Annotated in this window: 26 protein-coding genes and 1 tRNA gene; 12 read left to right on the top strand and 15 right to left on the bottom strand. The window is 62.7% G+C overall.

Annotation, left to right across the window (positions count from 1 at the left end):
• Window positions 1–30: 30 nt before the first annotated feature.
• The 3 genes from ABID19_RS24475 to ABID19_RS24465 all read left to right on the top strand — a co-directional run bounded on the left by ABID19_RS24475 (window position 31) and on the right by ABID19_RS24465 (window position 1,396).
• Complete coding sequence (locus tag ABID19_RS24475) at window positions 31–369, top strand: hypothetical protein (protein WP_354493470.1); 339 nt, start codon at window positions 31–33, stop codon at window positions 367–369.
• Window positions 370–854: 485 nt separating this feature from the next.
• On the top strand, window positions 855–1,139 hold the full coding sequence (locus ABID19_RS24470; protein WP_354493469.1) for a helix-turn-helix domain-containing protein: 285 nt from the start codon (window positions 855–857) through the stop codon (window positions 1,137–1,139).
• 180 nt (window positions 1,140–1,319) lie between these two features.
• Window positions 1,320–1,396 (top strand) — tRNA-Pro (locus ABID19_RS24465).
• 32 nt (window positions 1,397–1,428) lie between these two features.
• Here the strand turns inward: ABID19_RS24465 and ABID19_RS24460 are convergent.
• The 4 genes from ABID19_RS24460 to ABID19_RS24445 all read right to left on the bottom strand — a co-directional run bounded on the left by ABID19_RS24460 (window position 1,429) and on the right by ABID19_RS24445 (window position 6,002).
• A complete protein-coding gene (locus tag ABID19_RS24460; RefSeq protein WP_354493468.1) occupies window positions 1,429–2,679 on the bottom strand; it encodes an O-antigen ligase family protein in 1,251 nt (416 codons plus the stop codon).
• Window positions 2,676–4,211 (bottom strand): undecaprenyl-phosphate glucose phosphotransferase, encoded by a 1,536-nt coding sequence (locus ABID19_RS24455; protein ID WP_354493467.1) that lies wholly within the window; start codon window positions 4,209–4,211, stop codon window positions 2,676–2,678. Before ABID19_RS24455 ends, ABID19_RS24460 begins: the two co-directional genes overlap by 4 nt.
• 91 nt (window positions 4,212–4,302) lie before the next feature.
• Complete coding sequence (locus ABID19_RS24450; protein WP_354493466.1) at window positions 4,303–5,433, bottom strand: glycosyltransferase; 1,131 nt, start codon at window positions 5,431–5,433, stop codon at window positions 4,303–4,305.
• 5 nt (window positions 5,434–5,438) lie between these two features.
• Window positions 5,439–6,002: a polysaccharide biosynthesis/export family protein gene (locus ABID19_RS24445; protein WP_352935067.1), complete on the bottom strand. Its 564-nt coding sequence runs from the start codon at window positions 6,000–6,002 to the stop codon at window positions 5,439–5,441.
• Between the two features lie 360 nt (window positions 6,003–6,362).
• On the opposite strand from ABID19_RS24445, the gene ABID19_RS24440 reads away from it, so the two are divergent.
• Entirely contained in the window at window positions 6,363–8,582 is a 2,220-nt protein-coding gene (locus tag ABID19_RS24440; protein WP_354493465.1) for a GumC family protein, read from the top strand.
• A gap of 46 nt (window positions 8,583–8,628) precedes the next feature.
• Here the strand turns inward: ABID19_RS24440 and ABID19_RS24435 are convergent, their stop codons facing one another.
• Complete coding sequence (locus ABID19_RS24435) at window positions 8,629–9,858, bottom strand: GNAT family N-acetyltransferase (RefSeq protein WP_354493464.1); 1,230 nt, start codon at window positions 9,856–9,858, stop codon at window positions 8,629–8,631.
• A gap of 91 nt (window positions 9,859–9,949) precedes the next feature.
• On the opposite strand from ABID19_RS24435, the gene ABID19_RS24430 reads away from it, so the two are divergent.
• Window positions 9,950–11,005 (top strand): polysaccharide deacetylase family protein, encoded by a 1,056-nt coding sequence (locus tag ABID19_RS24430; protein WP_354493463.1) that lies wholly within the window; start codon window positions 9,950–9,952, stop codon window positions 11,003–11,005.
• 109 nt (window positions 11,006–11,114) lie between these two features.
• Here ABID19_RS24430 and ABID19_RS24425 read toward each other — a convergent pair whose 3' ends face one another.
• Both ABID19_RS24425 and ABID19_RS24420 read right to left on the bottom strand, forming a co-directional pair.
• Window positions 11,115–12,860, bottom strand: coding sequence for an adenylate/guanylate cyclase domain-containing protein (locus ABID19_RS24425; RefSeq protein ID WP_354493462.1), 1,746 nt, complete (start codon window positions 12,858–12,860; stop codon window positions 11,115–11,117).
• 519 nt (window positions 12,861–13,379) lie between these two features.
• Window positions 13,380–13,598 carry a DUF2842 domain-containing protein gene (locus ABID19_RS24420; protein ID WP_023798362.1) on the bottom strand — a complete coding sequence of 73 codons (219 nt, stop codon included), beginning with the start codon at window positions 13,596–13,598 and terminating at the stop codon, window positions 13,380–13,382.
• Between the two features lie 152 nt (window positions 13,599–13,750).
• Here ABID19_RS24420 and ABID19_RS24415 point away from each other — a divergent pair, with 152 nt between their 5' ends.
• Window positions 13,751–14,842: a COX15/CtaA family protein gene (locus ABID19_RS24415; protein WP_354493461.1), complete on the top strand. Its 1,092-nt coding sequence runs from the start codon at window positions 13,751–13,753 to the stop codon at window positions 14,840–14,842.
• Here the strand turns inward: ABID19_RS24415 and ABID19_RS24410 are convergent.
• The 3 genes from ABID19_RS24410 to speB are packed head-to-tail and all read right to left on the bottom strand — an operon-like array spanning window position 14,832 to window position 17,642.
• Complete coding sequence (locus tag ABID19_RS24410; protein WP_354493460.1) at window positions 14,832–15,671, bottom strand: aminoglycoside phosphotransferase family protein; 840 nt, start codon at window positions 15,669–15,671, stop codon at window positions 14,832–14,834. The genes ABID19_RS24415 and ABID19_RS24410 overlap by 11 nt on opposite strands.
• Entirely contained in the window at window positions 15,672–16,604 is a 933-nt protein-coding gene (gene argC, locus ABID19_RS24405) for an N-acetyl-gamma-glutamyl-phosphate reductase (RefSeq protein ID WP_354493459.1), read from the bottom strand.
• 30 nt (window positions 16,605–16,634) lie between these two features.
• The gene (speB, locus tag ABID19_RS24400) at window positions 16,635–17,642 is read right to left on the bottom strand and encodes an agmatinase (protein ID WP_354493458.1); all 1,008 of its coding nucleotides are present in this window, start codon (window positions 17,640–17,642) and stop codon (window positions 16,635–16,637) included.
• A 285-nt stretch (window positions 17,643–17,927) separates the two neighbouring features.
• On the opposite strand from speB, the gene ABID19_RS24395 reads away from it, so the two are divergent.
• Complete coding sequence (locus ABID19_RS24395; RefSeq protein ID WP_352935036.1) at window positions 17,928–18,989, top strand: glycerophosphodiester phosphodiesterase family protein; 1,062 nt, start codon at window positions 17,928–17,930, stop codon at window positions 18,987–18,989.
• A gap of 45 nt (window positions 18,990–19,034) precedes the next feature.
• On the opposite strand, the gene ABID19_RS24390 is transcribed toward ABID19_RS24395, so the two are convergent.
• Window positions 19,035–19,907: an aldo/keto reductase family oxidoreductase gene (locus ABID19_RS24390; protein WP_354493457.1), complete on the bottom strand. Its 873-nt coding sequence runs from the start codon at window positions 19,905–19,907 to the stop codon at window positions 19,035–19,037.
• A gap of 94 nt (window positions 19,908–20,001) precedes the next feature.
• On the opposite strand from ABID19_RS24390, the gene ABID19_RS24385 reads away from it, so the two are divergent.
• Window positions 20,002–20,910 carry a LysR family transcriptional regulator gene (locus ABID19_RS24385; protein ID WP_352935030.1) on the top strand — a complete coding sequence of 303 codons (909 nt, stop codon included), beginning with the start codon at window positions 20,002–20,004 and terminating at the stop codon, window positions 20,908–20,910.
• A gap of 73 nt (window positions 20,911–20,983) precedes the next feature.
• Here the strand turns inward: ABID19_RS24385 and rpsI are convergent, their stop codons facing one another.
• From rpsI to ABID19_RS24365, 4 genes are all read right to left on the bottom strand, one after another.
• The gene (gene rpsI / locus ABID19_RS24380) at window positions 20,984–21,466 is read right to left on the bottom strand and encodes a 30S ribosomal protein S9 (protein WP_023717316.1); all 483 of its coding nucleotides are present in this window, start codon (window positions 21,464–21,466) and stop codon (window positions 20,984–20,986) included.
• Between the two features lies 1 nt (window position 21,467).
• Window positions 21,468–21,932 carry a 50S ribosomal protein L13 gene (rplM, locus tag ABID19_RS24375; protein WP_354493456.1) on the bottom strand — a complete coding sequence of 155 codons (465 nt, stop codon included), beginning with the start codon at window positions 21,930–21,932 and terminating at the stop codon, window positions 21,468–21,470.
• Between the two features lie 265 nt (window positions 21,933–22,197).
• Window positions 22,198–22,848 carry a LysE family translocator gene (locus ABID19_RS24370; RefSeq protein WP_354493455.1) on the bottom strand — a complete coding sequence of 217 codons (651 nt, stop codon included), beginning with the start codon at window positions 22,846–22,848 and terminating at the stop codon, window positions 22,198–22,200.
• 88 nt (window positions 22,849–22,936) lie between these two features.
• Window positions 22,937–23,401 (bottom strand): PaaI family thioesterase, encoded by a 465-nt coding sequence (locus ABID19_RS24365; RefSeq protein WP_354493454.1) that lies wholly within the window; start codon window positions 23,399–23,401, stop codon window positions 22,937–22,939.
• Between the two features lie 180 nt (window positions 23,402–23,581).
• Between ABID19_RS24365 and ABID19_RS24360 the strand changes: the two genes are divergently transcribed.
• Genes ABID19_RS24360 through ABID19_RS24345 form a run of 4 tightly spaced genes read left to right on the top strand, consistent with a single transcriptional unit; the run spans window position 23,582 to window position 26,137 of the window.
• Window positions 23,582–24,403, top strand: coding sequence for an enoyl-CoA hydratase (locus tag ABID19_RS24360; protein WP_354493453.1), 822 nt, complete (start codon window positions 23,582–23,584; stop codon window positions 24,401–24,403).
• A 2-nt stretch (window positions 24,404–24,405) separates the two neighbouring features.
• Window positions 24,406–24,828: a VOC family protein gene (locus ABID19_RS24355; RefSeq protein WP_354493452.1), complete on the top strand. Its 423-nt coding sequence runs from the start codon at window positions 24,406–24,408 to the stop codon at window positions 24,826–24,828.
• A gap of 14 nt (window positions 24,829–24,842) precedes the next feature.
• Window positions 24,843–25,619, top strand: a complete 777-nt coding sequence (locus ABID19_RS24350; RefSeq protein ID WP_352935017.1) for an AAA family ATPase — start codon at window positions 24,843–24,845, stop codon at window positions 25,617–25,619.
• On the top strand, window positions 25,616–26,137 hold the full coding sequence (locus tag ABID19_RS24345) for a CoA-binding protein (RefSeq protein WP_354493451.1): 522 nt from the start codon (window positions 25,616–25,618) through the stop codon (window positions 26,135–26,137). Before ABID19_RS24350 ends, ABID19_RS24345 begins: the two co-directional genes overlap by 4 nt.
• Window positions 26,138–26,198 lie beyond the last annotated feature (61 nt).

The following is a 26,198-nucleotide window of genomic DNA, read 5'->3' as shown; positions in this document are numbered from 1 at the left end:
CGTTCCTCCCGGAAAGGAAGGACGCATATCATGGTATCATTTTCGACCCTCTCCGACATCGACCTTGAAAAGCAGGTCGCGGCCCTCTCCAGGGAACTGGCGGCGCTGAGGAAAGCCGTGTCCAGGCGGGGCGGCGCTTATTACGAGGACGGGCGTGAGGCAGCGTCGGACTATTACTCGGATCTTGCCGAGCGCTTCAGTGAGGCTCTGCCTGCGATCAGGAGGCATAGCAGGGTGATAGAAAAGACAGCCCGCGAGCACCCCGCGACGGCAGCCGCCGTCGGGCTGGTTGTGGTCGGGCTCGTCGCCAGTCTGCTCCTCAGCCGACAGCAAAAAACGTCACGAACGACATCGAGATCGGCGCGTTGAGACAAAGAGTATGGCGGCCGTCTGCGGACGGCCGCCATGTTCGTGATGACAGGCGATCAGCGGTGCGCTTGCAGTCGAGCTGCAGCACCATAGAACCTGGCCTCCTTCCGGTTGGGGAACGCCTTCTTAGCGTCCATACCGTCTTGGCGCGGCTCTAAAAGGTTTCACGCGTCGGCTCAAAAATTGCGGTCCCTGACGCGTTCTGCGCCTGGGCTCCCGCCGCGGTTTCGATCCTTTCAAAGCGGCTGGCGCGCCAGCGACAGTTGCCTGACGAGCGAGCGGCTCAAAAGGGTCGGCGATCGGCCGGTCAAAGGACCTGATCGGGATGGCGTTTCCGCGCCGAGGCGAAGGCCGAGCCGGTCCGGAATCACGATGCCGTGACGGTTCCTTTGGTGCTTGGCAAATCGTCAATGAGCGGGCATTCTCCCGGCCGTCTCAGGCAACGTCATTATTTGATCAAACTCTTTCAGACCACGGAGTTGCCAATGTCCCACATAGCCAAAAAAGAACCCTTCTCCGAACTGGCGGCAATCGAAGCTGCGCCTGACCACAGCGCCCTGAGAGCTATCCGGGAAGCCAGGGGATATAGCATGGAAGAACTGTCTCTGACATGCGGCCTGGCGGTCGATGAGATTGCGGATATCGAGAACGGCAAGAATGCCGATCCATCGAAGCTCCGGCGAATAGCGACCGCGCTTCGGCTTCCGGAAAACGCGCTGATCGATACAGCCGCGCTGACACATCCCGTGGAAAGTCGGCCCGTCCCATAGCAGCGACGCCGGAGCATCAAACCATACGAATAAACGAGTGTGATTCTGGATTTGAAGTTCCTGAGTGCTGGCGACATGCAACAGAGCAGGAACTTCAAATCCATCGTGCCGGGCATCTGCGGGATGGCCGCCGAATTCGGTTGACCCGAACCGGGTTATCACGATACATCGCGACCGGTCCGGAGTGTAGCGCAGCCCGGTAGCGCACTTGACTGGGGGTCAAGGGGTCGTCGGTTCGAATCCGGCCACTCCGACCATTTCCAACCTCAGACTTGCCCCCAGAAATCCATCATGTCCCAGCCGCCGGCGCAGGCGCCACCAACTGCCGCTGATGGCGGTATTCCAGCGCGATGGCGCCCCAGATCAGTCCGAGCAGCAGATAGACATGACGCCAGTGGTCGATGTCGATGAAGGTGCCCAGGCCGATATTGCCGATGAAGGCGACATAGGCGCACAGAAGAAAGGGCTGCCAGGGCCTGTCGCGTAGGAGAATGCGGAAGCCGGCCGCGATCGTCCACAAGGTCAGCGCGAGGAACGACACGAAGCCGAGCCAGCCATAGTCCATCAGCATCTTCAGCCAGATGTCGTGCGTGTCCTCGCCGAACATCGTGCCGAAGACGAGCGGGCCGATGCCGAGCGGATGCTCCAGCGCCATCTGGAAGCCAATCGTGTAGCGGGCGAAACGGCCGAGGCGGGCGGTGTCGTAGCTCTGTTCCAGCTGGGCGCGGCTGGAAAACATTTCCGAAACGCCCGGCAGTTGCAGGATGACGAGCATCGCGATCACCAACAGCGCAATCGCGGCGATGGTCATGACGACGACGCGAAGCCGGAATTTGCCGCTGGCGCTCTGCAGGAACAGGGTGCCGGTGAGCAGGATCGCCGCGACGCCGAACATGCCCCAGGCGCCGCGTGAGAAGGAGAAGAAAATGCCGGCCGTGATGATCAGCAGCGGCACCGCCAGCAGCGGCATGCGTGAGACGGGGCCGGTCAGCAGGAGATAGAGCAGGTAGATGCCAGGCAGCACCAGGAACGGCCCGAACACGTTCGGATCCTGGAAGGCGCCGGTGGCGCGGTCGTATTTGGTGAATATCTCCGCCCCGGGGAAGGCATGGAAATAGCCTGCTATGCCAAGCAGCGAGGTCAGCACCGCCGACATCACATAGGCCAGGAAGATCACCCGGTAGAGACTGGGCTGGACTGCTGTCACCGAGGCGAAGAACACCGCGGTAAAGGCAAGGAACAACGACACCGAAATATAGAGCGGGGTGCCGGCAATATCCGACATCTGGGTCATCGAGATCATGCCGCCGATGTTCATGAGCACCAGCAGCACCAGCAGCGGCGCCGCCGCGCGCGATATGCGCAGGCCGAACAAGGCCCACACCACGATCAGCCCGGCCATATAGAGGTCGTATGGGGCAGGCTCGGCAATGACGAAGCCGGACAGGAAAACGCCGAGGAAAACCGCGCCCGAGGCAATCAGCGCGATCAGCTTGGCATTGATTGCGGCCGGCGGCAGGTCATGCGTGACGGCGCTCAATAGGCATTTTCCGTGTTGAGCAGCCGGATCGGTGTCAGAAACAGGATCCTCAGGTCGAACAGCAGTGACCAGTTCTCGATATAATAGAGGTCGTACTCCGTACGCATCCGGATCTTTTCGTTGGTATCCATCTCGCCGCGCCAGCCATTGATCTGCGCCCAGCCGGTGACGCCTGGTTTGACCTTGTGGCGCGCGAAATAACCGTCGACCACCTCATTGTAGAGAAGGTTGTGCGACTGGGCGGCTATGGCATGCGGGCGCGGCCCGACCAGCGACAGCGAACCGAAAAGCGAATTGAAGAACTGCGGCAACTCGTCGATCGAGGTCTTGCGGATGAAGCGGCCGACGCGGGTGACGCGCGGGTCGTTCTTGGTCACCGTCTGCTTGGCCGTCGGGTCCGCCTTGTCCGTATACATCGAACGGAATTTGTAGACATCGATGATCTCGTTGTTGAAGCCATGCCGCTTCTGATGGAACAGCACTGGTCCCTTACTGTCGAGCTTGATGGCGATCGCTGTCACCAGCATCACCGGCGAGAACACGATGATGCCGATGATCGAGAAGACGATGTCGAAGGCGCGCTTGGCGACCGAATCCCAGTCGTTGATCGGCTTGTCGAAAATATCGAGCATCGGCACGGAGCCGATGTAGGAATAGGCGCGCGGCCGGAACTGCAGCGCGTTCGAATGCGCCGAGAGCCGGATGTCGACCGGCAGCACCCACAGCTTCTTCAAAAGCTGCAGGACGCGCGATTCGGCGGTCAGCGGCAGCGACACGATCAGCATGTCGATGCGGGCGATGCGGGCAAACTCGATGAGCTCGGAAACCGTGCCGAGCTTCGGGTAGCCGGCGACGATGGGCGGCGAGCGCTTGTCGCCGCGGTCGTCGAAGATGCCGCAGATACGGATGTCGTTGTAGGGCTGCTTTTCGACGGAACGGATCAGGACTTCCGCCGCCGGGCCGCCGCCGACGATGACGGCGCGGCGTTCCATGCGCCCGTCGCGCGCCCAGCGCCGGATCAGCTTGGACATCATTAGCCTGAGACCGAAGATCAGGATGAAGCCGACGACGAACCATGTGCCGAAAAACAGGCGCGAATAGTCTTCCGACGTCTTCATGGCGAATGCCGTCAGCGCCATCAAGGCGAAGGTGCCGGCCCAGACCATCAGGAGACGGCCGAAATTGGCGAGCGGCCGCATCAGCGAGACGATCTGGTAGCAGTCGGTGACGTCGAACAGCACCACGGCGAGGAACGAGGCGGCGGCGATCGTCAGCGGATACTGCCAGGCGAGATGGTTGAAGAAGCCGACATAGTAGAAATAGACGCAGAGACCCGACAGGAACAGCAGCGCGAATTCGACCATGCGCAACACGCCGCTTACCATGATCGGCGACATGGTATCGCGCCGGTATTGCGATGCGACCTGACGGGCGACGTCGTTCATCCCGCCAAGGCTATCGCCGTTGACCGGGCCTTCGAACTTGCGCACCGCGTCTATCGAAAAGCGGCGTGCGGGATCGATCTCGTTCATTGTGTATCCGCCAAGCTTTCCCCGGGTGAATAGCAAAAGAGAGCTAAGAAACCCTTGAAACAACAGTTGGCTTTGGAGAAGCTTTTGGGGCTTAACGCTTGAGCGCGGCGAAATAGGCTGTCTCGATCGCGGCGGCCATCACGTCGGCGCCGAATCGCGACTTGAGGTCGGCGGTGTTAGGCATCAGGCTGCTATAGGCCTTTAGGTCGGCCAGCGCCGCGCTCATCTTGTCGCCGAGTTCGCGCGGGTCGGGCCGGATCAGAGCAGGGGAACCGGCGCCGAGAATTTCCGGGATGCCGCCAACGGCGGTGGCGATCATCGATTTGCCGGCGGCGAGCGTCTCCAGCACGATATAGGGCATGGCTTCCGCGCGCGAGGGCACGACAACCAGTTCGGCCAACGCGAAGGCTTTGCGCGCCGGCATCGGCGGCAGGAAGCGGATATGGCCTTCGAGCCCAAGCTCCTTCACCTGCGCATGGTAGCGCGGCAGGTCGTCGCCGGCGCCGACCATCACCGCTTTCAACGGGCGGCCAAGCCGCTTTCCGGCAAGGACCAGCGCATCGATGAAGATGTCCGGTCCCTTGAGGTCGCGCATCATGCCGATATAGAGGACATCGGCCGCATTCTGCTCGGTCCGCACCGGCTCGAACTCGGCGGCGCGCAAGCCGTTGTGGACAAGGTTGTTCGGTGTGGGCGGCTCGCCGACTTTCCTGCGATAAGTCTGTCTTTCATAGTCGGAGACAAACAGAAGATAGTCGGTGAAGCGCGCCATGAACCGTTCGAGCGCGAAGAACAGCTTCCCCGCGACGGTGGTCTCGTCATAGTGCAGAGAGCCGCCATGGGGCGAATAAAGGCGGGCTACGCGAGACCTTGATACCCGCAACAATGAGCCGAACAGGCGGGCATAGACGCCACCCTTGGCGCCGTGCCCGTGGAGCACGTCCGGCCGCAATTCCTTGATAATCTTGAAGGTGCGCCAGGCCGAGGCGAGGTCGCCTGGCCCGACATGCCGCTGCATCGGGGTGCGATGGATGCCGAGCGCCATTCTGCCTTTCATCTGTTCGAACAGGTGTTCCTCGAAATCGCCGCCCGTCGTCGAATCGCAGACGATGCCGACCAAATGCCCGGCGGCGACCTGCGCCTCGGTCAGGTCGCGCACGTGACGAAAAATCCCTCCGACAGGTGAGCGAAAGCAGTGGACGATCCTGAGTGTGTCGGCCACTTGGTCTAGAACAGGCGTTCGCGAACGTAGACCGTGTCACCGGGCAGGAGCGGGTCGGAGGTGGCCACGCGACCGGTCATAACCTTGCCGTTGATGTCGCGGGTGATGTCGACGCTTTCCTGGTTGGCGCGGGGGCTGAAACCGCCGGCGATGGCAATCGCCTTTTGCACGGTCAGGCCGGGAACATAGGAGTACTGGCCCGCGGCGCCGACTTCGCCCATGACGAAGATCGGCCGATACCGGTCTATCTCGACCGAAACGTCCGGATCGCGCAGATAGCCCTGGCGCAACTTGTCGGCGATTTCGCCTTCGAGTTGCTGTGCGGTGTGGCCGCGCGCCGGTACGGCGCCGACGAGCGGGATGGACAGATAGCCGGATTGGTCGACGCTGTAGACGTTGGTCAACCCTTCCTGCTCGAACACGGTGACGCGGACCCGGTCGCCGGCGCCGAGGCGATAGGGCTGGTCGAGCATTTTATGAAAGGCGGCCGGTGCCGGCCGGTAGCTGGAGCAGCCGGCAAGCAACGACACGGCGAGCAGCGCGTGGAAGAGGGAAGCAGTGCTTTTCATGACCGGACACGTACCTTCGACTGGCCGCTGTTACACTGCGGCAAACTTTGGGGGTCGAGGTCCGTTATCATCCCGTTAGGGTTAATGGCCGGTAAAGGTGCGCGGCGGAAGCGGCGGCTTCGGACAAAGGACGGCCGGTTTCGATGCTTTTATTGCCGCTTGCGAGTAGAACCTAACAGATGCTTACCGCGATATTAACGGCTGAGTTACCATAGTTGTTTACCGTCCATCCTGACTGATGCATGTCGCCCAAAAGTGCGCAGCGGTTTTGGGGCAACGACACGCATGAAACCAAGAGCTTAAAGCGCGTCGCGTGGTTCTGTTCAAACGCGACGGGCTTTAAGTACCGGAGCAGGATGCATGTCCGTTCAATCCGCGGCCGCAGATGTCGACGTCGATCTCAGGCAGCTTTTCGCAAGCCTAGCGAGGAACTGGCTGCGCATTCTTGTCATCGCGCTTGTCATAACCGGCCTGGCGCTCGCGCTCACCTGGCTCGCCACGCCGCATTACATGGCCGAAACACGGCTTCTGATCGAAACGCGCGAATCCGTCTACACGCGCCCCGACGGCACCAATAACGACGACAGGCCAATTCTCGACGAGGAAGGCGTGACCAGCCAGGTCGAGGTCATTTCCTCTACCGACATCCTCAAGCAGGTGGCGCAGAAGCTCAATTTGTCACGGCTTCCCGAGTTCGACGAGGCGGCTGACATGCCGGTGTTGAGCCGCCTGCTCGTCGTCGCCGGCCTGAAAAGCGATCCCAGCGAGATTCCGCCGGAAGAACGCGTGCTGAAGACCATGCGCGAGAAGCTCAACGTCTATCGCGTTGAAAAGTCCCGTGTCATCGTCATTGAGTTCTCTTCGGAAAATCCCAGGCTCGCCGCCGAAATTCCGAACGCCATCGCCGACGCCTACATCTCCGTCCAGGGCAACGCCAAGACCGAATCGAATTCCGCCGCAACCGACTGGCTGGCGCCTGAGATCGCCGACCTGACGAAGCGGGTGAAGGATGCCGAGGCCAAGGTAGCAAGCTACCGTGCCCAGTCCGATCTTTTGATGGGCGGCAACAATTCGGTGCTCGCCACGCAGCAGCTTTCCGAACTGTCCAGCGAACTGTCTCGAGTGCGCGCCAATCGCGCGTCGGCAGAAGCGACCGCCGACAGCGTGCGCAGGGCGCTGCAGAATGGCGGCTCGCTGGATGCGGTGCCGGAGGTGCTGTCTTCCGAACTCATCCAGCGCCTGCGCGAGCGGCAGGTGGAGCTCAAGACCAACATCGCCGACCTCTCCACCTCCTTGCTCGACAATCATCCGCGCATCCGGGCGCTGAGGTCGCAGCTTGCCGATCTCGATCGGCAGATCCGCAACGAGGCGGAAAAGATCATGAAAGGGCTGATGACGCAGGCGCAGACCGCCCAGGCCCGTGAAAACCAGCTTGTCGCCGACGTCAACACGCTGAAGGCCGCATCGGCGCGCGCCGGCGACCAGCAGGTCGAACTGGACGCGCTGCAGCGCGAAGCGACCGCCCAGCGGCAGCTGCTCGAATCCTACCTGACCCGCTACCGGGAGGCATCCTCGCGCAAGGACAGCAATTACCTGCCGGTCGACGCCCGTGTCTTTTCGCGCGCGGTGGCGCCATCCGAGCCCTATTTCCCAAAAACCCTGCCGATCATCGGTGCGGCCTTCGTTGGTTCATTGTTGCTCATGGCGATCGTGACGCTTCTGCAAGAGCTGTTCTCGGGTCGAGCCATGCGGCCGGCCGCCGGCGCTCGATTCGAGCGGATCGAACAAGTCGCGATGCCTGTTGCCAGGCACGAACCGGCCGACATCGAAGAAGCCGACGTGGAAGGCGCCGGTATCGGAGAGGCCGGTCTCGAAGAGTTCGAGGATCGGGCGGAAACGGAGGCCGAGCCGGAAGCGGCTGCCGCGGCGCAAGCAACTGCCCCGGCAATTGGCGAGGACGTCGAGCCGGCGCGCGCCACCCTTGGCGAGGTCGACATCGACAAGGCGGTGGAGAAACTGATCTCAAGCGGTACGGCACGCGCCATATTCGTGTCGCCGGAAGGCGACGAGGCCGCCGCCTCAGCGGTGCTGGTGGCGCGTGAAATCTCCGACGCCGGCCTGCGTGTGCTCCTGCTCGACCTCACAGCGTCTGGCGCTGCCTCGCGGCCGATGCTCGACAGCGGGCTTTTCCCTGGTATCACCAATCTGCTCGCCTCCGAAGCGCAGTTCAGCGACGTGATTCATCCCGATCTCTATTCGGACTGCCACGTCATTCCCGTCGGCACTGCCGATCCGGTCCGTGCCATGCGCGCCGCCGACCGGCTGCCGATCATCATGCAGTCGCTGACCACCGCCTACGATCTGGTCGTGGTCGAATGCGGGCCCGCCGACCCACAAAGCATCAGCCGCCTTGTGGGCGAGGGCACGGAGGTCTTCCTGTCCATGTTGGAGCCGGACGATGAGGTGGCGCAGGCTGCGGTCGAGCTGATCGAGAGCGGATATCCCGACCTGACGTTGGTGACGCCCATCGGCCATGAGACGCCGGGGACGCCGGTGCCCGGACGGCGATCCGCCGCCTGAGACGGTTTGATAATTCAGGTCGAAGGTCACGGAAATTCGGCAGCGGTCAGCTGTCGTCTTCGCCCGCGGCAGGTGCTGCCTGTTTGGCCGTCTTGCGGCGCAGCGACTTGGTCAGCTTCCAGGTCGTCGGGTTGTTCTTGATGAAGGCTTTCAGGCGCGCGCCTTGCTGCAGGACAAGCGCCAGCGCGCGGCCCTTCAGCGTCAGCGGAATCAGCACCTCGAAATGCTGGCTCTCGATATCGCACCACAGCCGCTTGTAGGGTTCATCGCCGACCGAGAAATCATAGACGTCGAACCCGCTCTCGCAGGCCTCCTGGATGTTGTCGAAGAACAGGAAGTCTCCGGGGCTGCTATGGGCGAGGTCGTCGTCGGCGATCGCCCCGAATTCGCAGATGAGGCGTTTTCCGGAGCGGCTCGACCCGGTGACCGCGCGAAGCTTGCCGGCAACCTCGAGCCCGTGCAGCACGAAGGACGGCTTGTCATCGGTAAGCGCTTCGACGAACAACGCGCGGAAGAAAGCACGAACCTCCGGCTCGCCGAAAACGTTGGCGATGCCCATCTTGCGGAAGCGGAACTCCTTCATCTCGAAAAACGCATCGAGCAGTCTGTTCACTTCGTTCGCTGTCCGGGCCTCGATGCGGCGGTGACTGCCGACGGCCTCGAACTTGCGCATCTGCGAGCGGTGCTTCTTGCGCTTGCGCTTGCCGCTCGCGCGCGACAGCAGTGCATCGAAACCTCCCACCAAGTCGACGGCCAGCGACAGGTTGGGGCTCGGATAATGTGGAAGCGAGGCAAGCGGATTGGCAATGCCGTCGAGATCGGGCAGCAGCCGTTCCAGTGCGACGACGTCGATGTCCGGTCGCGCCCTGGCGACAGCCGCCAGCATCGAGCGGATCGCCGCACCATCCGCCTTGGCCAGCAAAGACGGGTCGGCGGCGGCGAAATTGCCATTGGCATGGCGGCCGCCCATGAAACGGGCGACGCGGAACGGACCGCTGCGTGTGACTTCCAGCGCCACCGAAAAAACCGGCCGGCCGTCAGCGCTCAGCGTCGCCAAAACGCTGTCCGCTTCGGCATGTTTGGCCCAGTTCACGATCCAGGCCGGGCTCTGCGCCGGTGCGAACAGCGCCGAACGGCAGAACTCGGCATAAGCCGCAAATGCTGTGCTATCGGCGACTGAGACCGACAGGCCGGCATGATCCATCGGCAACACGCGCGGCGCCGCCTCCATTGCTTCGAGCCGATTGCCATCAAATGACGCGGTGGCGTCAATCATACCTCAATCCTTTAAGGCGTATTCACCGCGATTGGGGGCTCGCGTAGGCGCATTCCCTGCTTGGATGAACCTAGGCGCAAAAGGTGAACGAATGATCGACGGGAGCGAGGCAATCCGGAAACTGGCGCTCAACGTCGTCCGCTATACCGGCCTTGCCCCGCTGGCCAAGCCGTTTGTCGGCGGCATCGGCGCGATCCTGATGCTGCACCGGGTCACCGCCACGCCGGAAAAGCCTGATAGCGTCAACCGGCACCTCAACATCGCGCCTGAGTTCCTGGATGCCGTGATCGCCGACATGAAGGCGGACGGCTATGAATTCGTCACGCTGGACGAGGCGATCGATCGCATCAAGAAGGGCGGCAAGGGCGGCCAGTTCGCGGCGATCACTGCCGACGACGCCTACCGCGACAACATGACCGAAGCGCTGCCGGTGCTGGAAAAGCACGGCGTGCCGGTCACCATCTATGTTGCGCCGGGGTTGATAAACGGCGCTGCCGATCTATGGTGGGAAGTGGTCGAGGACATCGTCAATGCGCGGGACCGGTTGATCCTGACGACACCCAACGGTGCGGTGACGATCGACTGCTCGACCCCAGCCAAGAAACTCCAGGCCTTTGCACGGCTGCAGGATTATCTGACGCTGGAGGTCCGCGAGGAGGACCAGCGCGCGGTACTGCGCGAATTGGCGCGGTCGAACCGTATCGAGTTGGACGCGCGCCAGGGCATGTTGATGAACTGGGACGAGATCCGTGCCATGGCGAGGCATCCGCTGGTGACGATCGGCGCGCATACGGTCAATCATCGCAATCTGAAGCGGCTTTCCGAAGCCGATGCGCGCCACGAGGTCGACGACGTCAGGCGCATACTAAAGGCCGAGCTGGGCGAGGCGCCGCGCCATTTCGCCTATCCCTACGGCTATGCCAGCGCCGTTGGCGACCGCGAAGTCGGCTTCGCCCGTGACTCCGGCTATGCCTCGGCAGTGACGACACGCCACGGCGTGTTGCGCGCCGAACATTCAGGCTTCCTGCACGCGCTGCCGCGCATTTCGGTCAACGGTCGCTATCAGAGCGTTGCCCATATCCGCACGATGCTGTCGGGTGTGACGACGCCGCTGGCCAATGCCGGCAAGAGGCTCGTCACCATCTGACGGTGAAAGTCTGACACTTGGTACCGGTGGACGGCCGGCTGTTCACAGCTGCTCTACGCGCTCAGTCCTCGACAAGCCGGCCAGAGAACTATCCTTCCAGAAGCGACGATCACTCCGGCACGCCGGCAATACCCAGCGCCTCGACGTACCCCTCGGCGAACTCCTTGTCCCGCCACGGGTTGATCTGCCTCTGCAGGCCGAGCGTGTAGGTCGGGAACGCCTCCATCAGCCGCCGCGCCGCCGCCTGCGCTTCGTCCGGCCGATTGAGTTTGACCAGCGCCATGATCACCACCCGGTGCGAGGAGCCGTAATTCGGCATCTCGCGCAGCGCTCGTTCTCCCCAAGCCAGCGCTTCCTCGTAGCGTTCGAGCATCAGGTAGCTCATCCCGATGCCGGAGAGCGCGATACCTTTCTCGGGGTCGACCGGGCTCAGCCGCATTGCCCTGTGGAAGTGCTCGATCGCGACGAGGGGGCGGCCGGAATGGGCGTTCACCCAGCCGCTGCCCGTATAGCCCTGCGCCGAATTGGGGTTGAGGAGCAGGGACCGTTCGATCGTGTCCAGCGCCGTCTCGTAATCCTTGGCGCTGTAGGCGATCACTTGCGCGGCGAAACGCAAGCTTGTCGGGTCGTCTCGCGCGTCCGCCAGCACCTCGCGGGCCATGCGCACGGCGACGCGGATATCGTCGGGCTCGTGCCAGCACTGACTCACGGACAGGCTGCGGATATAGGCACCGAGTGCCTTCGCCAGGATGAAGCCTGGGTCGATGCTGAGCGCCTCGTTGGTGAGCCGGCGCACGTCGGCGAAGCCTTCGCGCGTCATGCTGTAGAAGCGCGGCAGCGCACGAAGGTAGAGGTCGTAGGCACCGACGTAGTCGGTCGGCTTCATGCGCGCTTGCTTGATCTCCTCCAGCCGGATGCTCGGCTCAACCGCACCGACGACGCTCTCGGTCACCTTGTCCTGCAGGTCGAAGATGTCGCTCACATCGCCCTCGAAGCGGTCGGTCCAAACATGATGCCCACTGATCGCGTCCACCAGTTGCCCGCTGATGCGCACCCGCGATCCTGCTCTGCGGATGCTGCCTTCGAGCACGTAGCGGACGCCCAACTCACGTCCGACCTGGCGCAGGTCCACCGCTCGGCCCTTGTAGGTGAAGGACGAGTTGCGGGCGATCACGAAGAAGGAGTTCACCCGGCTCAATCCCGTGATGATGTCCTCCACCAGTCCGTCGGCGAAGTATTCCTGGTCGGGGTCGCCGCTCATGTTGGTGAAAGGCAGAACCGCGATCGAGGGTTTCGCGGGCAGGGGAGGCGGTGCAGCCACCGAGGCGCTGGCGTCGGTCTCGACGCGATAGGCGCGCACAGGCCGCTCGATGTTCTTGAGACGCAGGTCACCGAGCGGCGTGAAGCCGAAGTCGAGCTTGCCCTGAAGGTGGTCGTAGGCGGTGCCCGAGACGATCACGGCGCCGGGATCGGCGATGCCTTCGAGACGGACGGCGATGTTGACACCGTCGCCGTAGAGGTCGCCGTCCTCCTCGCAGACCACGTCGCCGAGATTAACGCCGATGCGGAAGCGAATCCGCTCTTCCTCGGGTGTCTCCGCCTCGTGTTCTGCCAAAGCCTGCTGGATCGCCATCGCCGAGGTCACCGCGTTTACGACGCTCGCGAACTCGCACAGAATGCCGTCGCCGGTGAGCTTGACGATCCGGCCCTGATGCTCGGAGACCAGCGGTTCGAGGAGGTCCTTGCGGTATGTCTTGAGCCGCTCGAGCGTGCCGCGCTCGTCGCGCTCCATCAGGCGCGAATAGCCGACCACGTCGCAAGCCAGGATCGCTGCGAGGCGGCGCTGCGCGGTCATTGCACCGCCCGGCCAGGCGCGTGCACGCGGGCTGCCTCGCGCCCATGCCCCACCAACTTCCAGACGCCCAACGTGCATCCATTTCTCCCAGCCGCCGCCCGTCGCCGATTCAGAACGAAGAACGCAGCTTGACCTTGCCTTCACGAGATTTCGCTATCCCGCTTGCGAGGCGTGGAGCGATCCAGTCACCGCGCTAACAGCCAACCGGCGACACGCCCACGCAGCCTCTGGGGAAGCTGACATGCCGCTCCCAGAAGGCCGGAGATATTTGCTGCCCTTGGTAACCGTTTGACGCCACCGTGGCGGTGCTTTTGTCACTGCGGTGTAACAGCGAGATGCCCTACGAACGCGCGCATCGGGCATCACACCAGACGTTCGTGCTTAGAGGTGCTGAGGCGGAAAGTGGCGCCGCCGGCGCGTTCCGATCGGCGACACGGAAGGCAGAAAACCACCCTGAGCAGCCCTACACGTCGGATAGCAAGCGTCAGGCTTTCACCATCTAGCGGCGGCGAGCGAGCCTCAGTTCTTCGGCCGCGGCGGCTCCAGGATCAGCCATTTGATGATGCCCATAGCCGGGAGCACCCAGAGCATGCCGCTGAGCAGGAAGAACAGGAAATGCGCCCACGGTCCTGATTCCGCCAGTTGGGCCACCGCCACGATCGATGCAACGAGCGCATAGACGATGACTAGCGCCACCAGCAGGATTGTTCCGATCAGCTTCTTCAGGCGAATGGGCATTCCGCGATCCCGTTAATCCCTATCGCTTAGGCCCAACAAAAGAGACGCGCAACCCGCAAGAAGCGGCGCGACGGCGTGCCGCGCTATCCGGTCTTGCCAGTTGGATTGCGATGGTTCACCTATCCGCGACTGCAACCAGCCGGGACAAGCCTATGGCTGCCATATCAGCTGCCGCGCCTTTCGTGGCCCGCGACCGCGACCTGCGCAACCGGGCGCTGGTGCGCGGCTGGCTCTACGTCGTGCTTCTGGTGCTGTTTGTACTGGTGCTGGTCGGCGGCGCCACCAGGCTCACCGAATCCGGCCTGTCGATCACCGAATGGAAGCCGATCCACGGCATCGTCCCGCCGCTCAACGACGCCGAATGGCAGGAGGAGTTCCAGCGCTACCAGCAGATTCCGCAATATGCCGAGCTCAACAAGGGCATGAGCATCGAAGCGTTCAAGTCGATCTTCTGGTGGGAATGGGTGCACCGGATCCTGGCGCGCGGTGTCGGCCTGGTGTTCGCCGTGCCGCTGGTGTTTTTCTGGGCGACACGCCGCATCGAGCGCGGCCTGGGGCCGAAACTATTAGGCATTCTTCTTCTCGGCGGCCTGCAGGGCGCGATCGGCTGGTGGATGGTGGCGTCCGGGCTGGTCGACCGGGTTTCCGTCAGCCAGTACCGGCTGGCAACGCATCTGACGCTGGCCGCGCTGATCTTCACCGCGACCATTGTGGTGGCGCGAGGGCTCGCGCCGCATTCCGAGCCCGCCGCCGATCGTTCGACGCAGCGTCTGGCCGGTTTTCTGGTGTTGCTGGCCCTGATCCAGATCTATTTAGGCGGGCTTGTCGCCGGGCTCGACGCCGGCCTGAGCTACAACACCTGGCCGCTGATGGACGGCAAGCTCATCCCCGGCGATCTGCTGATCTTGGAGCCGACATGGCGCAACTTCTTCGAGAACCCGAAGACGGCTCAGTTCATCCACCGGCTCGGCGCCTACACGATGTCAGTCGCAGCACTTTGGCACATGATCGCGACGCATCGCCGCCAGCCTGAAACGACGCATGCGCGCCGCGCGACGCTGCTGTTTCTGCTGGTGCTGGCACAGGCCTCGATCGGCATCGGCACGCTGCTGATGCACGTGCCGCTGCACATGGCACTGACGCATCAGGCATTCGCGCTTGTCCTGCTGGGTTTTGCCGCAGCGCATTGGCGCGGCACCAAGGGCGCCTATCCGCTGCCCAACCAGATCGCCGTCAGAGGCTGAGCCGCACCGTCCTGATCGCCGTAACAATGGACAATTCGCGGCCTTCCTCGATCGCGTTGCGGTCTTCATGATGCCATGACGCCGACAGGCAGCCATAGGCGATGGCGTGATCAAGAATGGCGGGCGGCGCTTGGCCGAGCGTTCTGGCGAAGATCTCGGCCATATGGGCGATCCGCCGGGGATCGCGGCAAAGATCGTCGCGGTCGAGCGGATTGTAGAACATGTTCGCCGCATCGAAGCCGGGATCGCCGAGAACGCCCTTCGGGTCTATCGCCAGCCAGCCGCGCGGCCCGTGCATGATGTTGTCGTGATGCAGGTCGCCATGCAGCGGCAGGACGTCGGCAGGATCGGCCAACAGCCGTTCCGCGGTCGCAGCCGCTTCGACATAGAGGCTCTTTTCGCCGGCGTCGCGATCGATCTTCGCCTTCTTGAACAGGCTGGAAAACCGTGTCCGCAGCGGCTGAAGATCCGCTGGGGGAGGGTGGTCGGATGGTGAGAACAGTCTTGCCATCACTTCGGCCGCGATTGCGGTGGCGGCATTGTCTCCCTGCTCGGCGAGAACCTGTGACAGCAAGGTTTCGCCGGCATATTCGAGCAGCATGCAGTGGCCGTCGCGGCCGAGCAGCCGCACCGCGCCTTCGCCGCGCCGCCAGGCAAGGAAATGCTCGCCGCGCAGCTCGTCCTCGACGTCGTCGAAAGGTTTCAGCGCCTTGACAATCGCCAGCGATCCGTCGGCGCGAAAAACCTTCCAGATGCGGCTGCTGAAGGTTTCGGCGATCAGTTCTGGCGCCTCGACCTTCCAGTGCGTTGGAAATACCGGAGCGTCCATTCAGTGTTTGAGGCCGAGCATTAGATCCATGTTCTGCACGGCGGCACCCGAGGCGCCCTTGCCGAGATTGTCGTAGACGGCGAGCAGCAGCGCCTGGGCCCGATCGTCATTGGCGAAGACGTAGACCTTCATCCGGTTGGTGCCGTTGTAGATTTCGGGATCGATCTCCGGCATGCGCTCCAGATGCGCATAGGGCGCCACCTCGACCACGCCGCCTTCGATGGCGGCAAAATGGTCGGCAATCGCCGCATGAAGCTCGGCGCCGGTCGGCACATAGTCGAGGCCGCCGAGCTGCAGCGGCACCACCGTGATCATGCCTTGCGCGAAATTGCCGACCGCCGGCTGCATGATCGGATCATGCGACAGCTTCGCATAGGTCCTGAGCTCCGGCACATGCTTGTGCTGCAGGGTCAGCCCATAGGGCAGGAATTCCGACGCATCCTCGCCCTTGGCGACATAGTCCTCGATCATCGGCCGCCCGCCGCCCGAATAGCCCGAAATGCCATTGACGGTGATTGGAAAATCCGGCGGCAGCAGCCCGGCTGCCACCAGCGGCCTGAGCGTCGCGATCGGGCCTTGCGGCCAGCAGCCCGGATTTGCGACGCGCTTTGCCCCGGCGATTGTCTTCGCCTGATCCTTATCCATTTCGGCGAAACCATATTCCCAGCCTTCGGCCACGCGATGCGCAGTCGAGGCGTCGATGACCCTGGTGGTATCGTTGGTGATCAGCGAAACGCTTTCTTTTGCGGCTGCATCCGGCAGGCACAGGATTGCGACATCTGCGGCATTGAGGAACTCGGCTCTGGCTGCCGCTTCCTTGCGACGCTCGGCCGGAATGGAGATGATCTCCAGATCGCCGCGCTCGGCAAGCAGCGCCCTGATCTGAAGACCAGTGGTGCCGTGTTCGCCGTCGATGAAGATTTTCGGTTTCATTGCCTGACTGAATTCCCTGTTATTTCAAACTTATATGCCGCTTGCCTGATTCAATGCGGCAGCGGCGTGATTGCCGCTGTTCAGCTCCTCGAGCCGGGCCTTTCGTTCCGCGAGGAGCCCGAGATAGTGCATGGCCACGGTCGAGCCGGCAATTGCCGTTATATCGGCGTGATCATAGGCCGGCGCAACCTCCACGATATCGGCGCCGACGATATCGACCTGATTGATCTGGCGCAGCACCGACAGGATTTTTGCCGAGGAGGGCCCGCCGGCGACCGGCGTGCCGGTGCCGGGTGCGAAGGCCGGGTCCAGGCAATCGATGTCGAAGGTGACATAGGCCTTCTTGCCGCCGGTGCGGTCGACGATGGCATAGGCGATATCGGACGCGCGCATTTCCTCGACTTCGTGGCCATACAGGATCTTGATGCCGAAGGTATCAGGCGCATGGGTGCGGATGCCGATCTGGATCGAACGGTCGGGGTCGATGATTCCCTCCTTGACCGCGCGGCCGACGAAGGAACCGTGATCGATGCGCTTGCCGTCGTCCGGCCAGGTGTCCTGGTGAGCGTCGAATTGCACCAGGGCCAGTGGGCCGTGAATGGCGGCATGCGCCTTGAGCAGCGGCCAGGTGACGAAATGGTCGCCGCCGAGCGATAGCAGGAAGGCGCCGGATTTCAGGATCTTTGCCGCCTCGCGCTCGATCGTGCCTGGCGTCTTCTGGTGATTGCCGCTGTCGAGCAGGCAATCGCCATAGTCGACCACGGCGAGATGTTCGAACAGATCGCGCGAATACGGATATTGCGGATCGTTGTCGAGGATGGTCGAGGCGCGGCGGATCGCCTGCGGCCCGAAGCGCGCACCCGGCCGGTTGGTGACGGCGGCGTCGAAGGGGATGCCCCATACCACGGCTTCCGCGCCTTTCACGTCCTTCGTGTATTTGCGTCGCATGAACGACAGCGCGCCGGCATAGGTCGGCTCGAAGGACGCGCCCGTCTTGGCCCGGGCGGTGAAGGCGTGGTCGATGTTGCTGTTCGGCATGAAGCGATCTCCTGTGCGTCGACGCGCAACCTTATTGGACATAATTCTCAGAAATGCGACCCCTTCCGGGGCCAGGGCCACTCGAGCTTGGTCACAAGTTTTTGCTTGCCAGGCAAATCCGCATGGCAGGCCCAAAAATTGTGCAGTTGAGCATTCGAGATATCGAAGAACGGCCGCTTCAACCGGTATTGACCTGACCTTCCGGCATTTGCGAAGCCGGCTTCGTTCACTGGGCTGTCACGTGCGTCGCTTAACCGGGTCTCCATCCGGCACGGAGCGATTCTCATGCGAACGACCTGGCTGAACCTTCTGCTTTCCGCCGTCTTGGCGCTCTTTACGGGCTCGGCATCGGCAGACGAAACACGCGCCAGACAGATTCTCGACCGTTTTGAACACGCCAACCAGTGGCGCGACCACGTCATGGTGGCGGCACACCGCGCCGGCAGCATGCAGGCCCGCAAGACGCTCTATGCGGAGAACTCGATTGCCGCGGTCGAGGGTTCGATCGCGCTTGGTGCCGAAATCGTCGAAGTCGACGTCAGGCGCTCGAAGGACGGCCAGTTCGTCGTCATGCATGACAGCTGGCTCGACCGCACGACGAATTGCAAGGGCGAGGTGGTCAAGCGCACGCTGGCCGAGCTCAAAACCTGCAGGCTGGTGATCGAAGGCACCGGCGCCGTCACCGATGAGCCGGTTTCGACGCTGCGCGAGATGCTGATGGCGACCAAGGACAGGATCCTCATCAACATCGACAACAAGCTCGATGTCGACAGCCTGGCAGGCATGATCGCGGTTGCGCGCGACCTGGGCATGGCCGAGCAGGTGATCGTCAAGGAAAACCTGTGGAACCCGGCCAGGATCACCACGGTCAAGGCCGCCATGGGTGCGATCGGCAGCGGTTTCCAGTTCATGCCGATTATTGCCGACGACGCGGTTCGTGACGCCGGCTTCGCTGAGAAGGTCAGCGGGATCTTTTCGCCGCGCGCGGTCGAGATGATCAACTGGCGCGCGGGGTCGGAGACGCTGACCGATACCGGCGGGCCGTTGTTCAGCCCCCGCATGCGGGCGGCGGCGATAAGGGGCGACTGGCACATCTGGGCCAACACTTACGCCATCGTCAACAAGCCGGGCGGCTTCCTTGCCGGTGGTCGCGGCGACGAGTTGGCGGTGCTCGCCAGCCTGCCGCGCGAGACCTACGGTTTCTGGGCCGAGCGCGGCGCCACCATCATCCAGACCGACGAGCCGAAAGCGGCGATCGACTGGCTGGCGGCAAACGGCTACCGCGTGCCTTACCCCGATGAGGCGCGGCCGGCGGCGGAGCCGGCCAACACGGCAAGCATCAACTAAACTGGATCGAAGCGGGCAAGAGCTGCTTGGAGTCGCCAGCCGCCGTCAGGCAGCCATTGCCACCGCGTCCAGTTCCCTCACGGCCTCTTCGGACAGATCGAGTTCGGCTGCGGCAAGGTTCTCCCTGAGATGCGCGACGGACGAGGTGCCGGGAATCAGCAGGATATTGGGCGCGCGACGGAGCAGCCAGGCGAGCGCGACCTGCATGGGCGTGGCGCCCAGGCGCTCCGCGACGCCGGATAGCGTAGACGACTGCAGCGGGTTGAAGCCGCCGAGCGGAAAGAACGGCACGTAGGCGATGCCGTCGCGGGCAAGTTCGTCGATCAAGGCATCGTCGCTTCTGTGCGCCAGATTGTATTGGTTCTGCACGCAGACGATCCCGGCGATGCGTCGCGCCTCTTCGACCTGCGTTGACGTGACATTGCTTAACCCGATGTGGCGCACCAGGCCCTGCCGCTGCAGCTCGGCCAGCACGGTGAGCGGCGCCTCGATCGATCCTTCGGCCGGGCCGTGTGCGTCGAACATGATCCTGAGATTGACCACATCCAGCACGTCGAGCCCGAGATTGCGCAGATTGTCGTGCACGGCCTGGGTCAGCTCCTCTGGAGAGAAGGCCGGGAGCCACGCGGCATTGGCATCGCGGCGGGCGCCGATCTTGGTGACGATGGTGAGATCGTCGGGATATGGCCCCAGTGCTTCACGGATGAGCTGATTGGTGACGTGCGGGCCGTAAAAGTCGCTGGTGTCGATGTGGTTCACACCAAGCGCAACGGCTTCGCGCAGCACGGCCAGTGCTGCGTCGTGATCCCTCGGCGGGCCGAATACGCCGGGCCCTGCGAGCTGCATGGCGCCGTAGCCGAGCCGCTTCACGGTGCGGTCGCCCAGAGTGAATGTGCCTGACTTGTCGATGCTGGACATGATTTATCTCCGTTCAAGATAAGGCTGAGATAGGCGCTATCCGATCTCACGATAATTGGGCACACTCCGCACGGGCTGTACGGAATATCGAACAATGAAGATGGATCTTGGAGATCTGAACGCCTTCGTGGCCGTGGCGCGGGCCAAGGGTTTTCGCGATGGTGCCCGCGCCAGCGGCGGCAGTGCGTCGGGCTTGAGCGAGGCGGTGCGCCGCCTCGAGACGCAGCTCGGTGTCCGGCTGCTCAACCGGACGACGCGCAGCGTCGTTCTGACCGAAGCCGGCGAAGGCTTGCTGGCGCGGCTCGGTCCGGCCTTGACGGAGGTAGAGGCGGCGCTGGATGTGGTGAACGGCTTTCGCGATAGACCGGCGGGTTCGTTGCGTCTCAACGTGCCGGTCAGCGCAGCGCGGCTGGTGTTGCCCAGCATTGTTCCCCGCTTCCTCGCCGCCTATCCCGGTATCCGGTTGGAGGTGATCGCCGAGGAGAGCTTTGTCGACGTGGTGGCGGCAGGATGCGACGCCGGCATCCGCTATGACGAACGGCTGGAGCAGGACATGATCGCTGTGCCGATCGGACCGCGCGTACAGCGCTTCGCCGCCGCCGCCAGCCCTGCCTACCTCGATCGCCATGGCCGTCCCGAACACCCGCGCGATCTGCTCCGCCATGCTTGCCTGCGCGGCCGCTTCGCCGGCCGCACGGTACCGCCATGGGAATTCGAACGCGATGGCGAGGTGGTGCTGGTCGACCCAACCGGGCCGCTCCTCGTGACCTTGGGTGGGGCGGCTGATCTCATCGTCGATGCCGCCATCGCCGGCACCGGCATCGTCTGCCTGTTCGAGGATTGGCTTCGCCCCTACTTCGAGAGCGGTGCGCTCGAACCCGTCATCGAACCGTGGTGGCAGAGCTTCTCCGGGCCATTTCTCTACTATCCCGGCCACCGCCTGGTGCCGGCTCCACTGCGTGCGTTCATCGACTTCATCAAGGTATCGGCTGATCGGTCTTGAATTTGAGTCAGGTTAGCCAAAAGAAAAGGCCGCCCGGAGGCGGCCTTTTCGAATGTATGAAGCTGCGTAGCGCTTAGCGCTTCGAGAACTGGAACGAGCGGCGGGCCTTCGCCTTGCCGTACTTCTTGCGCTCGACGACGCGGCTGTCGCGGGTCAGGAAGCCGCCCTTCTTGAGCACGGCGCGCAGCGCCGGCTCGTAGTAGGTCAGCGCCTTGGAGATACCGTGGCGTACGGCACCTGCCTGGCCGGAAAGGCCGCCGCCGATAACCGTGGCGACGATGTCGTACTGGCCGGCGCGGTTGGCGGCGATGATCGGCTGGTTGAGGATCATCTGCAGGACCGGGCGCGCGAAATATTCGGCGAACACCTTGTCGTTGACGACGATCTTGCCGGAGCCGGGCTTCACCCAGACACGCGCAATGGCGTTCTTGCGCTTGCCGGTAGCATAGGCGCGGCCCGACTTGTCGAGCTTCTGGACATGGACGGGTGCAGCCGGCTGCGTGTTGGTGTTGCCGGTGGCAGTTCCGAGTTCTGCGAGCGAGGAAAGCTCAGCCATTTTACGAAACCTTCTTGTTCTTGGCGTTCAGCTTGGCCACGTCGAGCGTGACGGGCTGCTGGGCGACATGCGGATGTTCCGTGCCTGAATAGACGCGGAGATTCTTCATCTGGCGACGGCCGAGCGGGCCACGCGGGATCATGCGTTCGACGGCCTTTTCGACGACACGCTCGGGGAAACGGCCCTCGAGCAGCTGGCGCGCGGTGCGCTCCTTGATGCCGCCGGGGTGGCCGGTGTGCCAGTAATAGACCTTGTCGGTGAACTTCTTGCCGGTGAACACCACCTTGTCGGCATTGATGACGATGACGTTGTCGCCGTCGTCGACATGCGGGGTGAAGGTGGGCTTGTGTTTGCCGCGAAGATGATTGGCGATGACAGTGGCGAGACGGCCGACGACGAGACCCTCGGCGTCGATCAGCACCCACTTCTTCACCACATCCGCAGGCTTCTGCGAAAAGGTTGTCATGGATTTGTTGCTTTCGGTTCGGACCTTCCCCCACTCACGAACGAAAAGGGAAGGCGTTTCTTGTTGCTTGGATTGACGCAGGGCGCTCGCCCGCTGCCAATAACAAAACGGCGGCCTTTGGTGGGCCGCTGTTCCGTGAGGGCTTATAGGCGAGGGGAATTAGCCAGTCAAGTTGCATTTCTGGCCGCCTTAGAAGGATTATATTGCTAAATCAAAAGGTTAGGAGTGAGGTATTATTATACCGCACTTTAATCCGGCAATTTGACTAGCGCCGTCCCGGAATAATCGCAGCCAGCAGCAGTTTGATGCCGACAGCGATCATGATCGCGCCAGCCAGGCGTTCTTGCCAGACAAGAAAACCGGCGTTGCGTGCCAGCCAGCGGCCGACCGCGCCTGAGGCCAAGGCTACAGCTCCCAGAATCAAAAGGCCCGTAGCCTTCATCGTGGCCCCGAGCACGATAAATTGCATCGCCGGCGATCCTGTGGAGGAATGAACGAACTGCGGCAGTACTGCGAGCATGAAGACCAGTGCGGTGGGGTTGGTCAGGTTGCAGACCATGCCTTGCCGAAAGGCACCTGCCAAACCTCCCTCATTGGCTGTGACGATGCTGGTTGTTTCCGCTCCCTTGCGCATGAGCAAGAACTTCGTCCCGATTGCGATCAAGTACGCTGCTCCGAGCAGTTGCAGCAGGCCATACGCGACAGGCGAGGACGTGACCAGCGATGCAAGTCCCATTGCCAGCAGTGGAATCTGGATCACGCCTGCGAAAACGCACCCGGTCGCAGTCGCCAGTGCTGCCCGCCAACCCTGTCCGATACCGCGGCTGATCACCAGAAGCATGTCCGGCCCCGGACCGGACAGTTGGTAGCCAAGCACGGCGACCAGGAATGCCAGATAGGTGGGAAGTTCGGGCATGTTTTTGCGGACCTGATTGGACCTGCGAACGTGTTGTCCGACATTTCGTTCCGTTGGAACGAGGGGAAACACGTATCCGTCCTGCAAATCAGGCCTGCGATTGGAAGCTCTTCTTCGGCGGGATCGAATAAGTTCCCGTCGCGTGCGCTACCGTGTGTCCGTCCGGTCCGGCGACAATGTCGATATCGAACACCATCAGGCTCTTGCCCAGCTTCAGGATGCGGCAATGGCCATGGATCGGGCCGGCCTCGGCTTTGCGGACGAAATTGATACTGAGATTGGTGGTGACCGAAAGCGCATCCGGCCCGGCATGTGAAAGCACGCAGACATAGCCGCCTATATCGGCCAGTGTGAACAGCGATGGGCCCGACACCGTTCCGCCAGGGCGTAGATGCCGCTCGTCGGCATTCAGGCGAACCGTGCAGCCGCCCGGGAACACGTCGATCGCCTCGTAGAAGGTGAACTGGTCGTTGAGCTGCGGGTAGACGGTCTCCATCAGCGCGTTGACTTGCGCTGCGGTCAGCACAGGCTTGAGATTCTTGTGGGCAGGCATAAGCGGTTTCCTGTATGTGGCGCCGGCATGGCCGGCGGTTTTCAAGGCGAGGGCGCTTGGCCGAGGCTGCGCCGCCGAGAAAACACGTCCCAAGGCTGTTCTTCAATCGGCAGCGTGCTAGTTCTTTTGTTCCATGGCCGGCGAATCCGATGCCGCTGGCCGATGAAGAGGTTGGAGACCATGGCCGAAATCGTCGCCATCAAGCCGGCTGTTGCCGAAGGTCCTGTTATCGCGAGACTGGACGAGGGCATCCTGCGCCTGACGCTCGCCAATCCGCCGGCCAATGCCCTGTCGCTGGCGGTCATGGCGGCGCTGACGGCGGAACTCGACCGCGCGAAATCAGACAGATCCGTCCGCGTCATCATTCTGGCCGCGGCCGGAAAGGTGTTCTGCGCTGGGCACGACCTTAAGGAAATGACTGCGCGCCGCACTGATGCCGATCGTGGCAAGGCATTCTTCGAGGAGACGTTTTCCGCTTGCGCGGCACTGATGCAGGCGATCGTGCGCCATCCCAGGCCGGTGATTGCCGAGGTCGACGGTCTGGCAACGGCGGCTGGGGCGCAACTGGTGGCGAGCTGCGATCTCGCCATCGCCTCGCATGAGGCGACCTTCTGCACGCCGGGTGTCAATATCGGCCTGTTCTGCTCGACGCCGATGGTGGCGCTGTCGCGCAATGTCTCGCGCAAGCACGCGATGGAAATGCTTTTGACCGGCGAGACCATCGATGCAGCGACGGCCAAGGAATTCGGTCTCATCAATCGCGTGGTGCCGCGCGAATATCTGAATCAGATTGTCACCAAATATGCGCAAACCATTGCTGCCAAATCGTCTTTGGTGGTCAAGACGGGCAAGGAAGCCTTCTACGCGCAGGCCGAGATGGGGCTGGCCGAGGCCTATGCCTACACCGGCCGCGTCATGGTCGACAACATGCTGGCGCGCGGCGCGGAAGAAGGCATCGGCGCGTTCATCGGCAAGCGCAAGCCCGAATGGACGGACGACTAGATATGGAACCCCGCATCTCCATCGTCACCATCGCCGTCGACGATCTCGAGCGCGCCACGCGCTTCTACGAGGCGATGGGCCTGACCCGCCATGCCGGCATCACCGACGGCGTCGCCTTCTTCCAGATGGGTGGCGTCATTCTCGGCCTGTTCCCGCGCGCAAGCGCCGAAGAGGATTCGGGCATCACCTTTGGCACGGCGCCGTCGGCGATCTACCTCGCCTACAACACCCGCTCCGATATGGAAGTCGACGACGTGCTTGCCATGGCCGAAAAGGCCGGCGGTCGTATCGTCAAGCCGGCCGGCCGCGCCTTCTGGGGCGGGTGGTATGGATATTTCGCCGATACGGAAGGGCATGTCTGGGAAGTGGCGCACAATCCGGCTTTTCCGATTGCGGAAGACGGCAGCATCTCGCTGCCGGGCTGACCGCGTTTTCTCCGGTGGCGTATCGCAAGCAACTGACGCGGCTGAAAGCGCCTTATCTCAAGCGCATCCTGATTGAGCCGAGCCGTGTCGCAGATTGGGAAAAATATCCCTGGAATCTGCCGATCTTCCGCAGCCACGATTTCGAACTCGAATTCACCACGCCGATCACCATCATCGTCGGCGAGAACGGCACCGGCAAATCGACGCTGCTCGAGGCGATCGGCGCGCTGGCCGGATACGATGAGGCCGGCGGCGGCAAGGGCTACATGCCCATCGACCACTCCCGCGCCATCGACAAGAGCGGCGCAGCTCTCGCCGCCACGCTGCGCGGCCATTGGCTGCCGAAAGTCACCGCCGGCTGGTTCTTTCGCGCCGAATCTTTCTACTCCGTGGCGCGCTACCTCGACCAGGCGGCGCTGGATGCGGGTGAAGCGCCGCCCGATTTCCTGTCCTGGTCGCATGGCGAGGGCTTCATCCGCTTCTTCGAGGAGCGCTGCCGCAGGCAAGGCATCTACATCCTCGACGAACCGGAAAGCGCTTTGTCGCCGACGCGTCAGATCGAGCTTTTAAAGGTGCTGCGGCGGATGGATCTATCAGGCACGGCGCAAGTGATCATGGCGACGCATTCGCCGCTGCTGATGGCGTGTCCCGGCGCGCGGCTGTTCCGCATCAGCCGGTTCGGCCTCGACCCGACCGATTTCCATGATACCGATCATTTCCGCATGATGCGCAGTTTTTGCAACGATCCGGATGGTTTTCTCGCCGAAGCTCTGTATGAGGACGAGGCATGAACCACGACGCCTACGACAATGCCTATATCGCCGGCATCCTCAATTCGGTGAAGACCATCGCCATGGTCGGCGCGTCGCCAAACGACGTGCGGCCGAGCTATTTCGTGCTGAAATATCTGCTCGCCAAGGGTTTTTCGGTGCTCCCGATCAATCCGGGCCATGCCGGCAAGGAAATCCTCGGCCGAACAGTCTATGCTAGGCTTGCCGATCTCCCCGAGCCCGTCGACATGGTCGACATCTTTCGCGCTTCCGCCGCAGTGCCGGGCGTTGTCGACGAGGTCTTGCAGCTCGATCCCTTGCCGAAAGTCATCTGGATGCAGCTTGGCGTGCGCCACGACGAGGCGGCCGCGCGCGCCGAGGCCGCAGGCATCAAGGTGGTGATGAACCGCTGTCCCAAGATCGAATATGGCAAGCTGTCGGGGGAGATCGGCTGGACCGGCGTCAACTCCGGGGTCTTGTCGTCGAAGAAGCCGATCATGCGGTCGGGGTTCCAGAGCTTCGGCGTTCGCCAGAAGTAGAAAGAAAATTCCCTGGGCTGGTGAATTTTCTCGCGCCTGGGTCATAGATCGCGAGCCGAAG

The sequence above is a fragment of the Mesorhizobium robiniae genome (assembly GCF_040545535.1).
Classification (GTDB): Bacteria; Pseudomonadota; Alphaproteobacteria; order Rhizobiales; family Rhizobiaceae; genus Mesorhizobium; species Mesorhizobium robiniae.
Note: the sequence above shows the minus strand (reverse complement) of the source record. Positions and strands in the feature narration are given on the sequence as shown.

Bases quoted from the DNA above. Each gene is read 5' to 3' on its own strand.
- ABID19_RS24475 (WP_354493470.1), top strand. From the start codon at position 31: ATGGTATCATTTTCGACCCTCTCCGACATCGACCTTGAAAAGCAGGTC.
- ABID19_RS24470 (WP_354493469.1), top strand. From the start codon at position 855: ATGTCCCACATAGCCAAAAAAGAACCCTTCTCCGAACTGGCGGCAATC.
- ABID19_RS24455 (WP_354493467.1), bottom strand. From the start codon at position 4,211: ATGAACGAGATCGATCCCGCACGCCGCTTTTCGATAGACGCGGTGCGC.
- ABID19_RS24445 (WP_352935067.1), bottom strand. From the start codon at position 6,002: ATGAAAAGCACTGCTTCCCTCTTCCACGCGCTGCTCGCCGTGTCGTTG.
- ABID19_RS24440 (WP_354493465.1), top strand. From the start codon at position 6,363: ATGTCCGTTCAATCCGCGGCCGCAGATGTCGACGTCGATCTCAGGCAG.
- ABID19_RS24435 (WP_354493464.1), bottom strand. From the start codon at position 9,858: ATGATTGACGCCACCGCGTCATTTGATGGCAATCGGCTCGAAGCAATG.
- ABID19_RS24430 (WP_354493463.1), top strand. From the start codon at position 9,950: ATGATCGACGGGAGCGAGGCAATCCGGAAACTGGCGCTCAACGTCGTC.
- ABID19_RS24425 (WP_354493462.1), bottom strand. From the start codon at position 12,860: ATGACCGCGCAGCGCCGCCTCGCAGCGATCCTGGCTTGCGACGTGGTC.
- ABID19_RS24420 (WP_023798362.1), bottom strand. From the start codon at position 13,598: ATGCCCATTCGCCTGAAGAAGCTGATCGGAACAATCCTGCTGGTGGCG.
- ABID19_RS24415 (WP_354493461.1), top strand. From the start codon at position 13,751: ATGGCTGCCATATCAGCTGCCGCGCCTTTCGTGGCCCGCGACCGCGAC.
- ABID19_RS24410 (WP_354493460.1), bottom strand. From the start codon at position 15,671: ATGGACGCTCCGGTATTTCCAACGCACTGGAAGGTCGAGGCGCCAGAA.
- argC (WP_354493459.1), bottom strand. From the start codon at position 16,604: ATGAAACCGAAAATCTTCATCGACGGCGAACACGGCACCACTGGTCTT.
- speB (WP_354493458.1), bottom strand. From the start codon at position 17,642: ATGCCGAACAGCAACATCGACCACGCCTTCACCGCCCGGGCCAAGACG.
- ABID19_RS24395 (WP_352935036.1), top strand. From the start codon at position 17,928: ATGCGAACGACCTGGCTGAACCTTCTGCTTTCCGCCGTCTTGGCGCTC.
- ABID19_RS24390 (WP_354493457.1), bottom strand. From the start codon at position 19,907: ATGTCCAGCATCGACAAGTCAGGCACATTCACTCTGGGCGACCGCACC.
- ABID19_RS24385 (WP_352935030.1), top strand. From the start codon at position 20,002: ATGAAGATGGATCTTGGAGATCTGAACGCCTTCGTGGCCGTGGCGCGG.
- rpsI (WP_023717316.1), bottom strand. From the start codon at position 21,466: ATGGCTGAGCTTTCCTCGCTCGCAGAACTCGGAACTGCCACCGGCAAC.
- rplM (WP_354493456.1), bottom strand. From the start codon at position 21,932: ATGACAACCTTTTCGCAGAAGCCTGCGGATGTGGTGAAGAAGTGGGTG.
- ABID19_RS24370 (WP_354493455.1), bottom strand. From the start codon at position 22,848: ATGCCCGAACTTCCCACCTATCTGGCATTCCTGGTCGCCGTGCTTGGC.
- ABID19_RS24365 (WP_354493454.1), bottom strand. From the start codon at position 23,401: ATGCCTGCCCACAAGAATCTCAAGCCTGTGCTGACCGCAGCGCAAGTC.
- ABID19_RS24360 (WP_354493453.1), top strand. From the start codon at position 23,582: ATGGCCGAAATCGTCGCCATCAAGCCGGCTGTTGCCGAAGGTCCTGTT.
- ABID19_RS24355 (WP_354493452.1), top strand. From the start codon at position 24,406: ATGGAACCCCGCATCTCCATCGTCACCATCGCCGTCGACGATCTCGAG.
- ABID19_RS24345 (WP_354493451.1), top strand. From the start codon at position 25,616: ATGAACCACGACGCCTACGACAATGCCTATATCGCCGGCATCCTCAAT.